The 14983-nt window shown below is 69.4% G+C and carries 12 protein-coding genes; 8 read left to right on the plus strand and 4 right to left on the minus strand.

The window, feature by feature from the left end; genetic code table 11:
- The first annotated feature begins 5 nt into the window (after nt 1-5).
- Genes AC5O77_RS05475 through AC5O77_RS05495 form a run of 5 tightly spaced genes read left to right on the plus strand, consistent with a single transcriptional unit; the run spans nt 6 to nt 6987 of the window.
- On the plus strand, nt 6-989 hold the full coding sequence (locus tag AC5O77_RS05475) for an AAA family ATPase (RefSeq protein ID WP_279913122.1): 984 nt from the start codon (nt 6-8) through the stop codon (nt 987-989).
- 7 nt (nt 990-996) lie between these two features.
- Nucleotides 997-1893 (plus strand): DUF58 domain-containing protein, encoded by an 897-nt coding sequence (locus AC5O77_RS05480; RefSeq protein WP_478057808.1) that lies wholly within the window; start codon nt 997-999, stop codon nt 1891-1893.
- The gene (locus AC5O77_RS05485; RefSeq protein ID WP_317218492.1) at nt 1890-3011 is read left to right on the plus strand and encodes a BatA domain-containing protein; all 1122 of its coding nucleotides are present in this window, start codon (nt 1890-1892) and stop codon (nt 3009-3011) included. The genes AC5O77_RS05480 and AC5O77_RS05485 overlap by 4 nt, the downstream gene beginning before the upstream one ends.
- Nucleotides 3008-5182, plus strand: coding sequence for a hypothetical protein (locus AC5O77_RS05490; RefSeq protein ID WP_494506556.1), 2175 nt, complete (start codon nt 3008-3010; stop codon nt 5180-5182). The genes AC5O77_RS05485 and AC5O77_RS05490 overlap by 4 nt, the downstream gene beginning before the upstream one ends.
- Nucleotides 5179-6987 (plus strand): hypothetical protein, encoded by a 1809-nt coding sequence (locus tag AC5O77_RS05495; protein ID WP_494506557.1) that lies wholly within the window; start codon nt 5179-5181, stop codon nt 6985-6987. Before AC5O77_RS05490 ends, AC5O77_RS05495 begins: the two co-directional genes overlap by 4 nt.
- A gap of 130 nt (nt 6988-7117) precedes the next feature.
- Here the strand turns inward: AC5O77_RS05495 and AC5O77_RS05500 are convergent, their stop codons facing one another.
- The gene (locus tag AC5O77_RS05500) at nt 7118-7792 is read right to left on the minus strand and encodes a hypothetical protein (protein WP_478057811.1); all 675 of its coding nucleotides are present in this window, start codon (nt 7790-7792) and stop codon (nt 7118-7120) included.
- 40 nt (nt 7793-7832) lie between these two features.
- Nucleotides 7833-8351 carry a hypothetical protein gene (locus tag AC5O77_RS05505; protein WP_197585114.1) on the minus strand — a complete coding sequence of 173 codons (519 nt, stop codon included), beginning with the start codon at nt 8349-8351 and terminating at the stop codon, nt 7833-7835.
- A 212-nt stretch (nt 8352-8563) separates the two neighbouring features.
- Here AC5O77_RS05505 and AC5O77_RS05510 point away from each other — a divergent pair, with 212 nt between their 5' ends.
- The 3 genes from AC5O77_RS05510 (at nt 8564) to AC5O77_RS05520 (ending at nt 12456) form a co-directional block, all read left to right on the plus strand.
- Nucleotides 8564-11053, plus strand: a complete 2490-nt coding sequence (locus AC5O77_RS05510; protein WP_478057812.1) for a DEAD/DEAH box helicase — start codon at nt 8564-8566, stop codon at nt 11051-11053.
- Entirely contained in the window at nt 11050-12075 is a 1026-nt protein-coding gene (locus AC5O77_RS05515) for a ribonuclease H-like domain-containing protein (RefSeq protein WP_478057813.1), read from the plus strand. Before AC5O77_RS05510 ends, AC5O77_RS05515 begins: the two co-directional genes overlap by 4 nt.
- Nucleotides 12076-12141: 66 nt before the next feature.
- Nucleotides 12142-12456: an I78 family peptidase inhibitor gene (locus AC5O77_RS05520; RefSeq protein WP_125893021.1), complete on the plus strand. Its 315-nt coding sequence runs from the start codon at nt 12142-12144 to the stop codon at nt 12454-12456.
- A gap of 67 nt (nt 12457-12523) precedes the next feature.
- Here the strand turns inward: AC5O77_RS05520 and AC5O77_RS05525 are convergent, their stop codons facing one another.
- Both AC5O77_RS05525 and AC5O77_RS05530 read right to left on the minus strand, forming a co-directional pair.
- The gene (locus tag AC5O77_RS05525; RefSeq protein ID WP_478057814.1) at nt 12524-14518 is read right to left on the minus strand and encodes a M56 family metallopeptidase; all 1995 of its coding nucleotides are present in this window, start codon (nt 14516-14518) and stop codon (nt 12524-12526) included.
- A 3-nt stretch (nt 14519-14521) separates the two neighbouring features.
- Nucleotides 14522-14908 (minus strand): BlaI/MecI/CopY family transcriptional regulator, encoded by a 387-nt coding sequence (locus AC5O77_RS05530; RefSeq protein WP_004133922.1) that lies wholly within the window; start codon nt 14906-14908, stop codon nt 14522-14524.
- Between the last annotated feature and the right edge of the window lie 75 nt (nt 14909-14983).

The raw sequence follows: 14983 nt of genomic DNA on the forward strand, positions 1-14983 counted from the left end.
CGACCATGACTTCCCCCGACCTCGATTCCCTGCTGCCGCGTCTGGATGCGCTGCGCGCCGCGCTTGCACGCGCCGTGGTGGGCCAGAACACCGTGGTCGAGCAGCTGTTGATCGGCCTGCTGGCCGGCGGACACTGCCTGCTGGAAGGTGCGCCCGGGCTCGGCAAGACCCTGCTGGTGCGCTCGCTCGGGCAGGCGCTGGAACTGCAGTTCCGGCGCGTGCAGTTCACCCCGGACCTGATGCCCAGCGACATCCTCGGCACCGAGCTGCTGGAGGAAGACCACGGCACCGGCCATCGCCACTTCCGTTTCCAGCAGGGCCCGATCTTCACCCACCTGCTGCTCGCAGACGAACTCAACCGCACCCCGCCCAAGACCCAGGCCGCGCTGCTGGAAGCGATGCAGGAACGCACGGTCAGCTACGCCGGCACCACCTACGCATTGCCCGCGCCATTCTTCGTGCTGGCTACGCAGAACCCGATCGAGCAGGCCGGTACCTACCCGCTGCCGGAGGCACAGCTCGACCGCTTCCTGCTGCACGTGCTGGTGGATTACCCGAGCGAGGACGAAGAGCGGCAGATCCTGGAACAGACCACCGGCGGTGCCACCGACGCGGTGCCGAAGGTGATGGATGCCGAAGCGGTGATCGCGCTGCAGGCCGCAGTACGCCAGGTGCATGTCAGCCCTGATGTGCTGGCCTGGATCACCCGCCTGGTGCGCGCCAGCCGCCCAGGCGAAGGCGCACCGGCGGCGATCAACCAGTGGGTGAAATGGGGTGCCGGCCCGCGCGCCGGGCAGTCGCTGGTGCTGGCGGCGAAGGCACGCGCATTGCTGCAGGGCCGTTTCGCCGCCACCCGCGAGGATGTCCAGGCACTGGCCGCACCGGTGATGCGCCATCGCCTGCTGCTGTCGTTCGCCGCCGAGGCCGAGCAGAAGCGTGCCGACGACGTGGTCGCCGCCCTGCTGCAGGCCGTGCCGTTCCCGGGTTGATCCACGCGTGAACGCTGGTACGTCGTTGACCCTGCCACCCGAACTGCGCGCGCGCCTGCGCCTGCTGCGGTTGCGGCCGCGCCTGGCCAGCGGTGCGAGCGGCATTGGCCAGCACGCCAGCCGCAGCCGTGGTGCCGGCCTGGAGTTCGCCCAGTACCGGGCCTACGAGCCGGGTGACGAACTGCGCCAGATCGACTGGAAGCTGTATGCACGCTCGGACCGCTTCTTCGTGCGCGAATCCGAACGCGAAAGCCCGATCACGGTCTGGCTGCTGCTCGATGCGACCGCCTCGGCCGGCCAGGCAGATCGCGCCGCGCCGGAACGCACGCGCCTGGATCATATGCGCGGCGTTGCCGCCTGCCTGGTCGAGCTGGCCCTGCAGCAAGGCGACCGTTTCGGCCTGCTGGCGATCAATGGCGATGGGCTGCAGCTGGTGCCCGCAGCGAGCGGCGCACGCCAACGTGACCGCGTGCACCTTCAACTTCATGCGCTGCAGGCGCGCGGCGGCTGGCCATCGGCGGATCGACTACGCCCGCTGTGGGAACGCGTACGCCCCGGCGACATGCTGCTGGCCATTGGCGATGGCTTTGATGAAGCCGGCATCGTGCTGCTGGAACAACTGGCCAGCGCGCGCCGTGAACTGGCCCTGCTGCAGATCCTGACTGCCGACGAGCGCGACTTCCCATTCGACGCCGGCCACCGCTTCCGCGACCCGGAGACCGGCGAGGAACTGCTGGGCGATGGCGCGGCGATCCGCAGCGACTACCTGCAGCACTTCGCTGACGCACGAAACGCATTGCGGTCGCGCCTGCAGGCCAGCGGCATCGCCAGCGCCACCGGCTGGCTCGACCAGCCCCTGGACCAACCACTGCAGGCGCTGTTTGGCCGTGGGGGCGGTGCATGACCCTGCTGTTCCCATTGGGTCTGGCCGCGCTCGCCGCATGGCTGCTGCCGCTGCTGATCCACCTCGCCCGCCGCCATCCGTACACACCGCTGGATTTCGCCGCGCTGCGCTGGCTGCGCGCACAGATCCGGCCACGCCAGCGCATCCGCTTCGATGACTGGCCATTGCTGCTGGTGCGCCTGCTGTTGCTTGCCGCGCTGGCTTTGCTGTTGGCACGGCCTGCGTTGACCGGCCCCGTGCCGGCCCCCAGTGCATGGACGGTGGTGGCCCCGGGGCTGGATGCCGCCGCACTGCGCGGCACCGCTGCGGATCGCAACTGGCACTGGCTGGCGCCCGGCTTCCCGGCCATTGATCAGGCGCCCCCCGCAGCCAGCGCATCCCTGCCCAGCCTGCTGCGCGAACTGGATGCGCAGCTGCCAGCGGGCACCGCGTTGACCGTGCACGTTCCCGATCCCCTGCCCGGCCTGGATGGCGCCCGCCTGCAGCTGTCGCGTGAGGTGCAATGGCACACGCAGCCGATGCCGGTCACTGCGCAACCGCGTGCCGCAACGTCGCCGCGCCTGCGCGTGCACAGCGATGCTTCGGCCGCTGCCCAGCACTGGTTGAATGCACTGCAGCGCGCGTGGGGCGTGCAGGCGCCGCTCGCTCCTCTGGTGGCGGATGCCCTGCCCGAACGCGGCGAGATCGGCGTATGGAGCCGCAACGACGCACTGCCGGCGAACTGGCAGGCGTGGCTGCAAGATGGCGGCAGTGTGCTGATCGCCGCCAAGCCCGCCACGGAAGCCCAGGTCCTGCTGCGCAGCGCCGAAGGCGTGCCGCTGTTGTGGCAGCAACGTGTCGGCCTTGGCCGCCTGCTGTCACTACCGGGTGATTGGGATGCCGCCAGCAACACCGCGCTGCGCGATCCACAGCTGCCGCGTTCCCTGCTGCTGGCCCTGCAGCCGCCGCCGTCGCCACGCGTGGGCGATGCACAGGACCAGGCGCCGCGCCAGATTGCACTGCCCGCCGCAGCATCGCCGGTGCGTGAGCCCACGGCGTGGCTTCTGCTGGCAATCGTGCTGCTGTTCGCACTGGAACGCTGGATGGCCAGCAGCGCGCGGCGCAGGGCGATCGCATGAAGACGCTGCAGCATGCCTGGCAACGTGCGCGTCGTCGCCGCGCCGCCATCACCCTGCTGCTGGGCCTGCCGTGGGCGCTGGCTGCGACGGCGCTCGCACTGCGGCTGTCCGGTTTCGATATCGCCTGCGTGGTCGCCACGGTCAGCCTGCTCGCCTGCGCGGCCTTCGCCACTGCACGTGCCCGCCAGCTGGACCGCCAGTGGCTGCAGCGCCAGCTCGATGGCAGCGGTGCCAGCGAGGACAGCGCCGACCTGCTGTTCGCCGACGCCACCACGCTCAATCCGCTGCAGCAGCGCCAGCGTGTGCATGTGCTGGCCACGCTTGAACGCGCGATGCCGGAGCTGCGTCCGCGTTGGCCGCACCTGGCGGTGATGCTGTGCTGGATCGGTGGCTTGGCCGTTGCCCTGCTCGCGTTCGGCTGGCCGCGTTCGAACCCAGACCCGGCAGCCGTTCATTCCGCCACGACCGGCAGCACGGCGTCCGCAGGCCCGCTGCAACTGCAGTCCAGTCGCCTGCGCATCGACGCACCGGCTTACACCGGGCAAGCCACGCTGACGCAGAGCACGCTGGATGCCAAGGTCGCCGCCGACAGCCGGCTGTCGTGGTCGTTGCGCTTCGACCACGCACCGGCCAAGGCATGGCTGCAGTTCCACGATGGTCGACGGCTGCCGCTGAGCGAGCGCGATGGGCAGTGGCAGGCACAGGATGTGGCGCGCACGCCGGTGCTGTACCGCGTGGTGAGCGAACCGGCGCTGGCCGAAGCCCGCCTGTACCGGCTGGATGTTGTGGCCGACCGCGCGCCCAGCGTGCGCGTGCTGGAGCCGGCCGCCAGCCTGGTGCTGGGCACGCCCGGGCAACGGCAATGGGCGCTGCGCTTCGAGGCCAGCGACGATTACGGTGTCGCGGCGCAGGCAACGCTGTCGATCACCACCACCCAGGGCAGCGGTGAGAACATCACCTTCGTGAAGCGCAGCGTCACGCTTGCCGGCAGCGGCGAAGCCACCGCGCGGCGTTTCGCCCACACCCTTGATCTGGCTGCGCTGGGCGCACAACCGGGCAACGATGTCATCGCCCAGCTGGAGGTGCGCGACAACCATGCGCCCACGCCGCAGACCGGACGCAGCAGCAGCGTGATCCTGCGCCTGCCCAGCGCCGAAGTCGCACTCGGTGCAGAGCTGGAAGGCCGCATCAAGAAGACCCTGCCGGCCTACTTCCGCAGCCAGCGGCAGATCATCATCGATGCCGAAGCGCTGATCCGGCAGCGCCGCACTCTCGCCGCCGAGGATTTCGTGAAGCGCAGCGATGCGATCGGTGTCGACCAGCGCATCCTGCGCCTGCGCTACGGCCAGTTCCTGGGTGAGGAAAGCGAAGGTGCGCCGAAGCCACCGCCGACCAGCGACCTGCCCACCAGCGATACGCCCGCCGCAGACGACCACGATCACGACGACGATCACGATCACGACCATGGCGCCGAGGCCGGAGCGCACGATGAGCATGACCACGATCACGGTGGCAAGGCGACCAATGCCGATACGCCGCCGGTGTTCGGCAGCGCCACCGACGTGCTCTCCGAGTACGGCCACACCCATGACCATGCCGAGGCGGCCACCCTGCTCGATCCGCAGACCCGTGCCACGCTGAAGGCGGCGCTTGACCAGATGTGGTCGGCCGAAGGCGAGCTGCGCCAGGGCCGACCGGAGCAGGCATTACCCTTCGCCTACAAGGCATTGGGCTTCATCAAGCAGGTGCAGCAGGCCGAGCGCATCTATCTGGCCCGTGTCGGACCGGAGCTGCCACCGATCGATGAAGGCCGCCGCCTCGGCGGTGACCGTGCCGGGCTGGCCAGTCGTGAACTGCCGCTGGCCGCCCGCACCCCGCCCGATCCGGCCATCGTCGAAGCCTGGCAGCGTCTCGGCGACGACACCGGCGCGCCGGATCTGGACGCGCTCGCGACCTGGCAGCAGCGCAACGCGGCCTACCTGCCCGATGCACTCGATCTGGCTGCGGCCATCGAGCAGCTGCGCATCGAGCCCGACTGCAGCGACTGTCGCCAGCGCCTGCGCGCACAGTTGTGGCGGGCGCTGCAGCGTCCGCTGCCGCAGGCGATGCGGCGCAGTGCCGCCGATGCGATGGGCCAGCGCTACCTCGACGCGCTGGAGGCGCAGCCATGAACGCCTCCGCTGTGAACCTGTGGATTGCGCTGGCACTCGCCCTGATCGTGGTCATCGCCAGCTTGCGCCAGCTGCGTGGAAACACCGCGCACCCTGGCCGCCGGTGGATCGTGATCGCACTGCAGATCATCGTCGCCGCGCTGCTGTATTTCTGCCTGGTACCGCCCACCCGCCAGCAACCCGCAGGCGGGCTGGTCGTGCTCGGAACCGATGCCGGCAAGGCCGGCGCACTCCCGGCCAGCGAAGGCCCGCTGTTGCTGTTGCCGGAAGCTGCCGATGTGCCCGGCGCACAGCGCGTACCCGACCTGGCCACCGCGCTGCGCCAGCATCCGGCCGCCACGCTGACGCTGGTCGGTGCTGGCCTGGCGGCACGGGACCGTGACGCGCTGCTGCCACCGGATGTACGTTGGCAGGCCACACCGGAGCCGCGCGGCTGGATCGCACTGCAACCACCAGCCGATGTCGCTCCCGGTGCCCGTTTTGAAGTCCAGGCACAGGCGCGTGGCGCGGCCAAGGCGAAAGCAGAGCTGCTCGACCCGGCCGACGGCGTGGTCGATCGCACGGACGTTGCCGAAGACGGCCGCGTGCAGCTGAGTGGCATCGCCCGCGCCGAGGGCCGCAGCGTGTTCCAGCTGCGCCTGCTCGATGCCGACGGGCATGTGGTGGATAGCGTACCGGTGCCGCAGCAGACCCTGCCGGCCGCACCGCTGCGCCTGCTGGTGCGCGCCAGCGCGCCGGGTCCAGAGCTGAAGTACCTGCGGCGTTGGGCGGCCGATGCCGGCATCCGTGTGCAGGTGCAGGCGGATACCGGGGCCGGACTCAGCGTCGGTGATGGCGCGGTGTCGATCGATGCAGCATCGCTCACGCGCAGCGATCTGCTGCTGCTGGACGAGCGCAGCCTGGCCGCATTGAGTGCAGGCCAGCTGGCCGCCATGCGCCAGGCGCTGCGCGATGGACTGGGCGTGCTGGTACGCAGTGCGGGCGCACCTTCGGCCAGCGCTCGCCAGCGCCTGCAGGATCTTGGTCTACCGGTGCAAGGCGATGGCAGCAGCCACGCCCTCGAACTTCCCGGCGATGGCGACAGCGCGATCCTCGCCGCACGGCGTGGCCCGCTCGCCGCGGGTACGCTGCCGACCGGCTACGGCGAAGAGGCCGACCGCAGCTCGCACAACGCCGCCCTGCCCGCGCTGGAAGTACTGGCACTGCAGGTGCCCGGCGACGGCGCGCTGCAGCACGATCGTGCTGGCAACGCCATCGGTGGCTGGCGCGCGGTCGGCAAGGGCCGCATCGGCCTGCTGCCAATCACCGACAGCTGGCGCTGGGTACTGGCCGGGCGCGACGACCGCCACGGCGAACTGTGGAGCGGCGTGGTGGCCACGCTGGCACGTGCACAGGGCAGCGCTGATGCGCTGTGGTCACCGCAACCGATCGGCTGGGCAGGCGAACGACAGGCGCTGTGCGGTGTGCAGGCACCGCTGCAGGTCTTCAACAAGCGTGGCGACGATGTACCCCTGATCGTCGATGGCGCGACGTCGGCGCTGCGCTGCGTCGGCTGGTGGCCCCGTGAGGCAGGCTGGCAGCGCCTGCAGCATGGCGACAGCACCGTCTGGCGCTATGTGTTCGACCCGAAGGATGCACCCGCACTGCATCGGCAGGCGATGATCGATGCGACTACTCAGGCGTTGGCCTCCAGTACGTCGGCGAACGCGTTGGTGATGCAGCCCGTACCGGGCTCGCGCTGGCCCTGGTGGCTGGCGTTCGTGCTGTGCGCATCGCTGCTGTGGTGGCTGGAACGACGGCGCTGATCCCGGGGTCGGATCCCTTTCGCCCGCGAAAGGGCTCTGACCCCACCAATTGGATCGCAAGCATCATCCACGCATGGCGTGGATCTACTGCCCGGTTGCCCCGGTAGATGCCAACCTTGGTTGGCGCTTTTCAACGCGTGCCTACGCGCCGGTACACGCCATTGAAGCGCACGTTCATGCCACCGCATTCGCTGTTGTCGGCCACGATCAGCACCTCCCCCAGCGAATGCACGCGCACCTTGCAGGTGTCCTCTACAAACTCGACATCGGCACCATGCGGCGCCGCGCGCGCTTCCACCTGGCCCATGTTCGGCCCGTAGGGGCGCTGCTCCGGCGTGGGGTTGGCGGAGGGCCAGTAGGCATCACCCTCCACATGCAGTTGCCCACCCTGCACGGTGATGCGCAGGCCGTTGTCGCCGTCCTTCCAGTTGCCCGCCCAATCCTGTAGCGACGGCACGACCACCGGCAACGCCTGCAGCTTGCTGCGGTCCACCCAGCCAGCACTGCCACCCACCTTGTTCGGGAAGAACGCGCAGCGGTAGCGGCCAAGATCACGCCCGGTCACCACGGTATCGCCATTGACCACATAGCTGCGCTGTCGGCAGGCCGGTTCGCCCTTCGCCGGGCAGCCGTCCATGTCGCCAAGCAGGTACAGACGGGGCGCATCGACCACCCGCGCCAGAGCGAACCGGCTCTGTTCAGAGGGAAACGCGCCATTGCGGCAGGCGCCATCACCGGCGATGCCATCCGCGAAGGCGGACGCCGGCAGCAATGCCGCCATCAGGCAGATCGAACGCAGGAACATGGCAGCACTACCGGTGGGGGAGCCGGCAGGATATACCGGCCTACTTCACCGGCGATGCATCACCGGCATCCTGCTCCTGGGAGAACCGCAGCGCACGCTGCCGCTGTTCGGCACTGAGTTCCGGCGGTGGCCGTGCGGTCGCGGCCTGGATCTGGTCCGGCCCTCCGGTGAGCTTGTTCAAGCCCCTGCCGGCCGCCAGCACGCCCTTGACCACGCCCATCATGATGTAGCCACCGCCCATGCTGACCTGCTCCGGCGACGGCGGCTCGCTCCAGTCGCGACTGAAGCGGTTGTCGCCGAACTTCACCGGATTCTTGAAACGGTACAGATCCAGCGGCTCGTCTTCGGGCTTGAGCGCACGCACTTCGCCAAGGGTGGTGACGTTGTCCTGCGGCAGGGTGGTGGAGATCGGCGCGGTGGTTGCCGCCAGCGCATCTGCAGGAGGTTCGGGCGCTGGGTTGGGCACCGCTACCGGCGTGGCCTGCTGCGCCTGCGCGATACCGGCCAGCAGCATGCTGGCCAGGAGTGCTCCCTGCGTTCCACGTCGTGCCACAGCCATCCACCCTGTTGGTTGCGTCCAGCACCCAAGGATACGGATACGGGCTTCAGATTTCGTTGCTGCACTGGCAGCTGTTCAGCCAGGGGAGATGCGGCGACACCACGGGACGCGAGCACTGAACGATTCACGCGCTCCGTGTGCGGTGTCTCACATCCTGAGACGTGAATGTGGTGCCATGTGACCCCTCGAAAAACGTCCCGGCTCCATCTTCCATGGCTTACGAACTCGCCAAGCGCACCGCCGATGCCGAGCAGAAGCTCGCCACCCGTGATGGCCTGCCGGCCCGCGACGGCGCCCTGCTCAGTGCGCGCCTGCAGCGCCGCTACCAGGACCGTATCACCGGCAGCTTCGCCATCCCCGGCCGCGAGGGTCGCTACGCGCCGCTGCCCGATTCAGTGCCGCCTGCCCTGGCTGCAGCGCTGAAGGCACGTGGCATCGAGCAGCTCTACAGCCACCAGGCCGAGGCCTGGGAGGCCAGCCAGCGTGGCGAGCATGTGGCCATCGTCACCCCCACCGCCAGCGGCAAGTCGCTGTGCTACACCCTGCCGGTGGTCAGCGCAGCGATGCAGGACAAGGCCAAGGCGCTGTACCTGTTCCCGACCAAGGCGCTGGCCCAGGACCAGGTGGCCGAGCTGCTGGAGCTCAACCGTGCCGGCGACCTCGGGGTGAAGGCCTTCACCTTCGATGGCGACACCCCGGGCGATGCGCGCCAGGCCATCCGCCTGCACGGCGACATCGTGGTGTCCAACCCGGACATGCTGCACCAGGCGATCCTGCCGCATCACACCAAGTGGGCGCAGTTCTTCGAGAACCTGCGCTACATCGTCATCGACGAGGTGCACACCTATCGCGGCGTATTCGGCAGTCACGTCACCAACGTGCTGCGCCGGCTCAAGCGCATCTGCGCGTTCTACGGCGTGCAACCGCAGTTCATCCTGTGCTCGGCCACCATCGGCAACCCGCAGGCCCATGCCGAGGCGCTGATCGAGGCACCGGTCACCGCCATCACCGAATCCGGCGCGCCCAGCGGGCCCAAGCAGGTGCTGCTGTGGAACCCGCCGGTGATCAATCCGGACCTGGGCCTGCGCGCCTCGGCACGCTCGCAGAGCAACCGCATCGCACGCATTGCGATCAAGTCCGGGCTGAAGACCCTGGTGTTCGCGCAGACCCGCTTGATGGTCGAGGTGCTGACCAAGTACCTGAAGGACATCTTCGACCACGACCCGCGCAAGCCGCCGCGCATCCGCGCCTACCGTGGCGGCTACCTGCCCACCGAACGCCGCGAGACCGAGCGTGCGATGCGCGCGGGCAACATCGACGGCATCGTCAGCACCTCGGCGCTGGAGCTGGGCGTGGATATCGGCAGCCTGGACGTGGTCATCCTCAACGGCTACCCCGGCAGCGTGGCCGCCACCTGGCAGCGCTTCGGCCGTGCCGGCCGCCGTCAGCAGCTGGCGCTGGGGGTGATGGTGGCCAGTTCGCAGCCGCTGGACCAGTACGTGGTGCGGCATCCGGACTTCTTCGCCGAGGCCTCGCCCGAACACGCGCGCATTGCGCCGGACCAGCCGTTGATCCTGTTCGACCACATCCGCTGCGCGGCGTTCGAGCTGCCGTTCCGGGTCGGCGATGGCTTCGGCCCGATCGACCCGGAAGTGTTCCTGGAAGCGCTGGCAGAGACAGAAGTGATCCACCGCGAGGGCGAACGCTGGGAATGGATCGCCGACAGTTACCCGGCCAACGCGGTCAGCCTGCGTGCGGTGGCCGATGGCAACTTCGTGGTGGTCGATCGCAGCGATGGCCGCCAGCAGATCATCGCCGAAGTCGACTATTCCGCCGCCGCACTCACCCTGTACGAAGGCGCCATCCACATGGTGCAGTCCACGCCCTACCAGGTGGAGACGCTCGACTGGGACGGCCGCAAGGCCTATGTCACCCGCACGCATGTGGATTACTACACCGACAGCATCGACTTCACCAAGCTCAAGGTGCTGGACCGCTTCGATGGTGGCGTGGCCGGGCGTGGCGATTCGCATCATGGCGAGGTGCACGTGGTGCGCCGCGTGGCCGGCTACAAGAAGATCCGCTACTACACCCACGAGAACATCGGCTACGGCCCGGTGAACCTGCCCGACCAGGAACTGCACACCACTGCGGTGTGGTGGCAGCTACCGCAGGCACTGCTGCTGCGCGCCTTCGCCAGCAAGCAGGATGCGCTGGATGGCTTCCTCGGCGCCGCCTATGCGCTGCACATCGTCGCCACCGTGGCGGTGATGGCCGATGCGCGCGACCTGCAGAAGTCGGTGGGCAACGGCGATGGTTCCTGGTTCGCGATCGCCGACCAGAGCGGCCGTGGTCAACTGCGCGGCAGCGAAGGTGATCCTGGTGTGGTGGAGCTGCTGCAGGAGTTCGTGCCCACCGTCTACCTGTACGACAACTTCCCCGGCGGCGTCGGCCTCAGCGAGCCGCTGTGGCAGCGCCAGGCCGAACTGGTGCAGCGCGCGCGCGAACTGGTGCAGCGCTGCGACTGCAAGGCCGGCTGCCCGGCCTGTGTCGGCCCGGTGCTGGCCGCGCAGGAAGAGGATGACACCTCGCCGCGCGCGCTGGCGCTGCGTGTGCTGGACCTGTTCGATGCCGAGGCCTGCCAGCACGTGCCCGACGTGGTGGTGACCACCCGCGACCCGATGGAGCTGCTGGCCCCGTGAGCCTGAGCCTGGACAAGCTGCGCCTGCTGCGGAAGCAGGCCGGTGACCCGAAGGCAGTCACGCCGGCTGCGCCCGAGCCGCCGCCCGCATCACCTGCGGCACCGGTTGCCGCCAACGATGCGCGGCAACCACCGGCCGAGCGTTCGGTGTTCGCCTGGGTCGAACAGGAAATCCGCCACAAGCCGACCGGTGCAGCGGCCTCCACACCGGCACCCGCACCGCTGCGTCGGCCGGAAGTGGGCAGCCTGCATCGCCTGCTCGGCCTGCGCACGCGAGGCGGCCCTGCACCTGCACGGGCCAGCGCGCAGGATCGTCAGCTGCCCGGCGAGGAAATCGCACCGGGCCTGTTCCTGATCGAGTCGCTGCAGCCGCAGGCGATTCCGGCGCAACCGCTGTCGCTGGATTTCGCCCGCCGCGATGGCGAGCACGTGGCCGCGCGCGACCTGCTGTTCTTCGATACCGAAACCACAGGCCTGGCCGGCGGCACCGGCACCCGCGCCTTCATGATCGGTGCCGCCGACTGGCATATGTGCCCGCAACGCGGTGAAGGCCTGCGCATCCGCCAATTGTTGATGTCGACGATGGCCGCCGAGGACGCGATGCTGGCCACCTTCGCCAGCTGGCTGCAGCCGTCCACCGTGTTCTGCAGCTACAACGGCCGCAGCTACGATGCGCCCCTGTTGAAGGCGCGCTACCGACTGGCCCGCCAGCGGTGCCCGATCACAGCGCTGGATCACGTCGACCTGCTCTATCCGACCCGCCGCCGCTATCGCGGCACGTGGGAGAACTGCAAGCTGTCCACCATCGAACGCCAGCTGCTGCGCGTGGTGCGCGAGGATGACCTGCCCGGCTCGGAAGCGCCCGGCGCATGGCTGCGCTTCCTGCGCGGCGGCGACGCGGTGAACCTGCGCCTGGTGGCCGACCACAACCACCAGGACGTGGTGACCCTGGCCCTGCTGCTGCAGCGGCTGGTACGGGAAGAACAACGTGAACGCGAAACCCTGGCGCTGGTCGGGCAGTAGGCGTTGACGCGGCCTGACGGTGGCAGCGGTGACACTGCCGCCACCATCCACGCCTGGAGCCCGACGATGCGCCTCAACCCCCTGGTCCTGCTCGCCATCCTGCCCTTGGCCGCCTGCAGTCACGCCGGCAGCAGCACCACCCATGATCCCGCGCCGGCGCCCGTGGCCGATACCGCACACGAATGCAGGCCGGAGGCGCTGGAGGCCTTCACCGGCAAGACCGCCGACGAAGCCACGATCAAGAAACTGGTGGCTGACAGCGGCGCGCGCGGTGCACGGGTGGTCAAGCCGGGCATGGCGGTGACCATGGACTTCCGCCAGGACCGCGTGACCGTGCAGGTGGATGCGCAGAACCGCATCGAGCGCGCCAGCTGCGGTTGATGTTCCCAAGGAAGTGCCGACCGCTGGCCGGCACCCCACATTGCCGGCCAGCGGCCGGCACTACCGCTCAGAGGCGCTCGGCCTTGCCGCTGGCCAGTGCGCGCGCGATCACCTGCTGTGCCTGCTGCGATGCCTGCGCATGCACGCGTGCCTGACGCTCGCCCAACGCGGCCTGTTGGCTGCCCAGTGCCGCCTGTCGGCTGGCCAGTTCAGACTGCTGGCTGGCCAGGCGCTGCATGTCACGGGTGCGGCCGGATTGCGCGGCCTCGCTGCGGGCTTCCTGCATCGCACGACGTGCCTCGGCAGCGGCCTCGCGTGCAGCCTCACGCGCAACGGCCATATCGCTGGTCGCACCACGCGCCGCCTTCGCGGCTTCTGCGGCGGCCTCACGGTTGATGTCGTGGGCAGCCATCGCGCTGCGCGCTACCTCAGCGGCGGCCAGCGCAAGGCGGCGTGACTCCTCACCCTGCAGGCGGCCCATCTCACCCATCTGCCTGCCGAGTTCGCCCTGCTCGCGACCCAGCGCACTCTGTTGGCGGCCCAGTTCGCTCTGCTGGCGACCGAGGTCTGCGGCGCCGCTGTAGGCGCGCTGCAGGGTCTGGATCAGCATCGGGTCGCGCACCACATAGCGCTTGTCGCCCTGGCGGAACCACAGCGCCGGCCCCTTGCCGAGCTGCCTGCGGGCCACCGTTACATCGTCGATGCCGCCATTGGCGAAGGTCGAATCACCATCGACCAGCACGTAGGCCTGCAACGGCGACTTGCCGAGATCCAGGCGCCCGTAGGTGGTGATGGAGGTGGTGTGGGAATTCGAATGCTCACCGTGCATGTCGGTATCCACATCGACATCCACGTCGACCGCCACATCGGCATCGTCCGGGCCTGACAGCGCCTCGACATCGGCCGGCTCGGCAGGCGGCGCGGGCGCCACCGGCACGGCCGGAACGCGCGCGGCCGAAGGCGCTGCGGGCGGCGCGTTCGGAGCCTTCGGCGGTGGCGGCACCACGGCCTTCGGTGCAGCCGGAGGCGCCGGCGGTGCCGGCGGCACTGGCGCCGCCACCAGCCGCATCGGTGCCACGCCCACCACAACGACGACAGCGGTCAACGCCATCGCCAGAATGCGCGGGCAGGCCCGGCGCGGCTGCAGCGAGAGCAGGCGACGCTTGAGGCTGGTGGTGTTCGGTGCAGCACTTGCCACACCCAGGTGCGGCTGCGGTGCCACGCCCAGCTGCAGCAGCAGGCGGCCATAAGCCTGGCGGCTGGCGCCGTGCTGGCCAACCACGGCCGCATCCACCGCTTCTTCGCGGGCCTGTGCATATTCGCGCACCGACAGGCGCAGCAGCGGGTGGAAGAAGAACAGGTGCTGGGCCAGTGCAGGCAGCAGGCCCCACTGCAGGTCACGCCGCTGCAGGTGCTGCAGTTCATGCGTCAGTGCCAGATCCAGCGCGTCACCCTGCAGGGCATTGTCGCCGGCCGGCAGCAGCAGCACCGGGCGGAACGGCCCGACCAGCTGCGGTGCATCCACCTGCGTGCTCATCCACAACCGCGGCGCAGGACGCACGCCGTGCGCATCGGAGGCCAGTTGCAGGGCCTGCACCAGCGCTTCGTCCTCGCAGGGATAGGCGGCGGCCAGCAGCGCGCGGCAGCGGCGCCATTCACCAAAGGTACGCAGCGCCATCAGCAGCGCACCGGATGCCCACAGCGCAGCCAGTGCAACGGCCCACCACGCAACTGCCGGCACGTCCGCCGCAGGCACCGGCATCGTCGCCAGCAGCTGCGCCGAGGCTTCCGGCGCCAGCGGGTAGACCAGATCTGCGGCAACGTCAGTGGCGGTCATCGCCACCGCCTGCGGTGCCGGCAGCCAGGCCAGCTGCAGCGGTTGGCTCCAGAACAGGCCGAGCACGGCCTGCAGCGACACCAGCCACCACAGGCGGCAGCGGGTGGCCGCCGACAGCGACGGCAGCGCGCGGCACACGCCGTACACCAGGGCCACCAGCAGCACGGTCTGCAGGCTGGTCCAGCCCAGCCGTTCCAACAACGGGATCAGCATCGTGGTGTCCATGGCTCAGCCCTCGTGGCGGCGCGATTGGAGTTCGGCGACCAGCGCTTCCAGCTCGGCCAGCTCGTTGTCGCTGACCTGCTGGCGCTGCGACAGGTAGGCCACGAACGGCGACACCGAGCCCTGCAGCGTGTTGTCGACGAACTGGGCCACTGCACCCTGCAGCACGCTTTCCGGGCCACGGGTGGCCTGGTAGCGGTAGACGCCGTCCTGCTGCTGGCGACGAAGATACCCCTTCGCCCGCAGCCGCTCCATCATCGTCAGCACGGTGGACCGGGCCAGGCCACGGGCCTCGCCGTAGCCACTGGCGACCTCGCCGACGCTGGCCGGCGCATGTTCATCGATGTACTGCAGCAGGGCCAGCTCCTGGTCCCCGATCGTCTTGCCACGCATGACACCACTCCCTTGACTACACGTGTCGCCACTTTCTGCGTGACGACAACTGTAGTCAACCCCCCGGAAGTCATG

The organism is Stenotrophomonas sp. INTA L402-1 (assembly GCF_059295135.1).

Bases quoted from the DNA above. Each gene is read 5' to 3' on its own strand.
- AC5O77_RS05475 (WP_279913122.1), top strand. From the start codon at position 6: ATGACTTCCCCCGACCTCGATTCCCTGCTGCCGCGTCTGGATGCGCTG.
- AC5O77_RS05485 (WP_317218492.1), top strand. From the start codon at position 1,890: ATGACCCTGCTGTTCCCATTGGGTCTGGCCGCGCTCGCCGCATGGCTG.
- AC5O77_RS05490 (WP_494506556.1), top strand. From the start codon at position 3,008: ATGAAGACGCTGCAGCATGCCTGGCAACGTGCGCGTCGTCGCCGCGCC.
- AC5O77_RS05495 (WP_494506557.1), top strand. From the start codon at position 5,179: ATGAACGCCTCCGCTGTGAACCTGTGGATTGCGCTGGCACTCGCCCTG.
- AC5O77_RS05500 (WP_478057811.1), bottom strand. From the start codon at position 7,792: ATGTTCCTGCGTTCGATCTGCCTGATGGCGGCATTGCTGCCGGCGTCC.
- AC5O77_RS05505 (WP_197585114.1), bottom strand. From the start codon at position 8,351: ATGGCTGTGGCACGACGTGGAACGCAGGGAGCACTCCTGGCCAGCATG.
- AC5O77_RS05510 (WP_478057812.1), top strand. From the start codon at position 8,564: ATGGCTTACGAACTCGCCAAGCGCACCGCCGATGCCGAGCAGAAGCTC.
- AC5O77_RS05520 (WP_125893021.1), top strand. From the start codon at position 12,142: ATGCGCCTCAACCCCCTGGTCCTGCTCGCCATCCTGCCCTTGGCCGCC.
- AC5O77_RS05525 (WP_478057814.1), bottom strand. From the start codon at position 14,518: ATGGACACCACGATGCTGATCCCGTTGTTGGAACGGCTGGGCTGGACC.
- AC5O77_RS05530 (WP_004133922.1), bottom strand. From the start codon at position 14,908: ATGCGTGGCAAGACGATCGGGGACCAGGAGCTGGCCCTGCTGCAGTAC.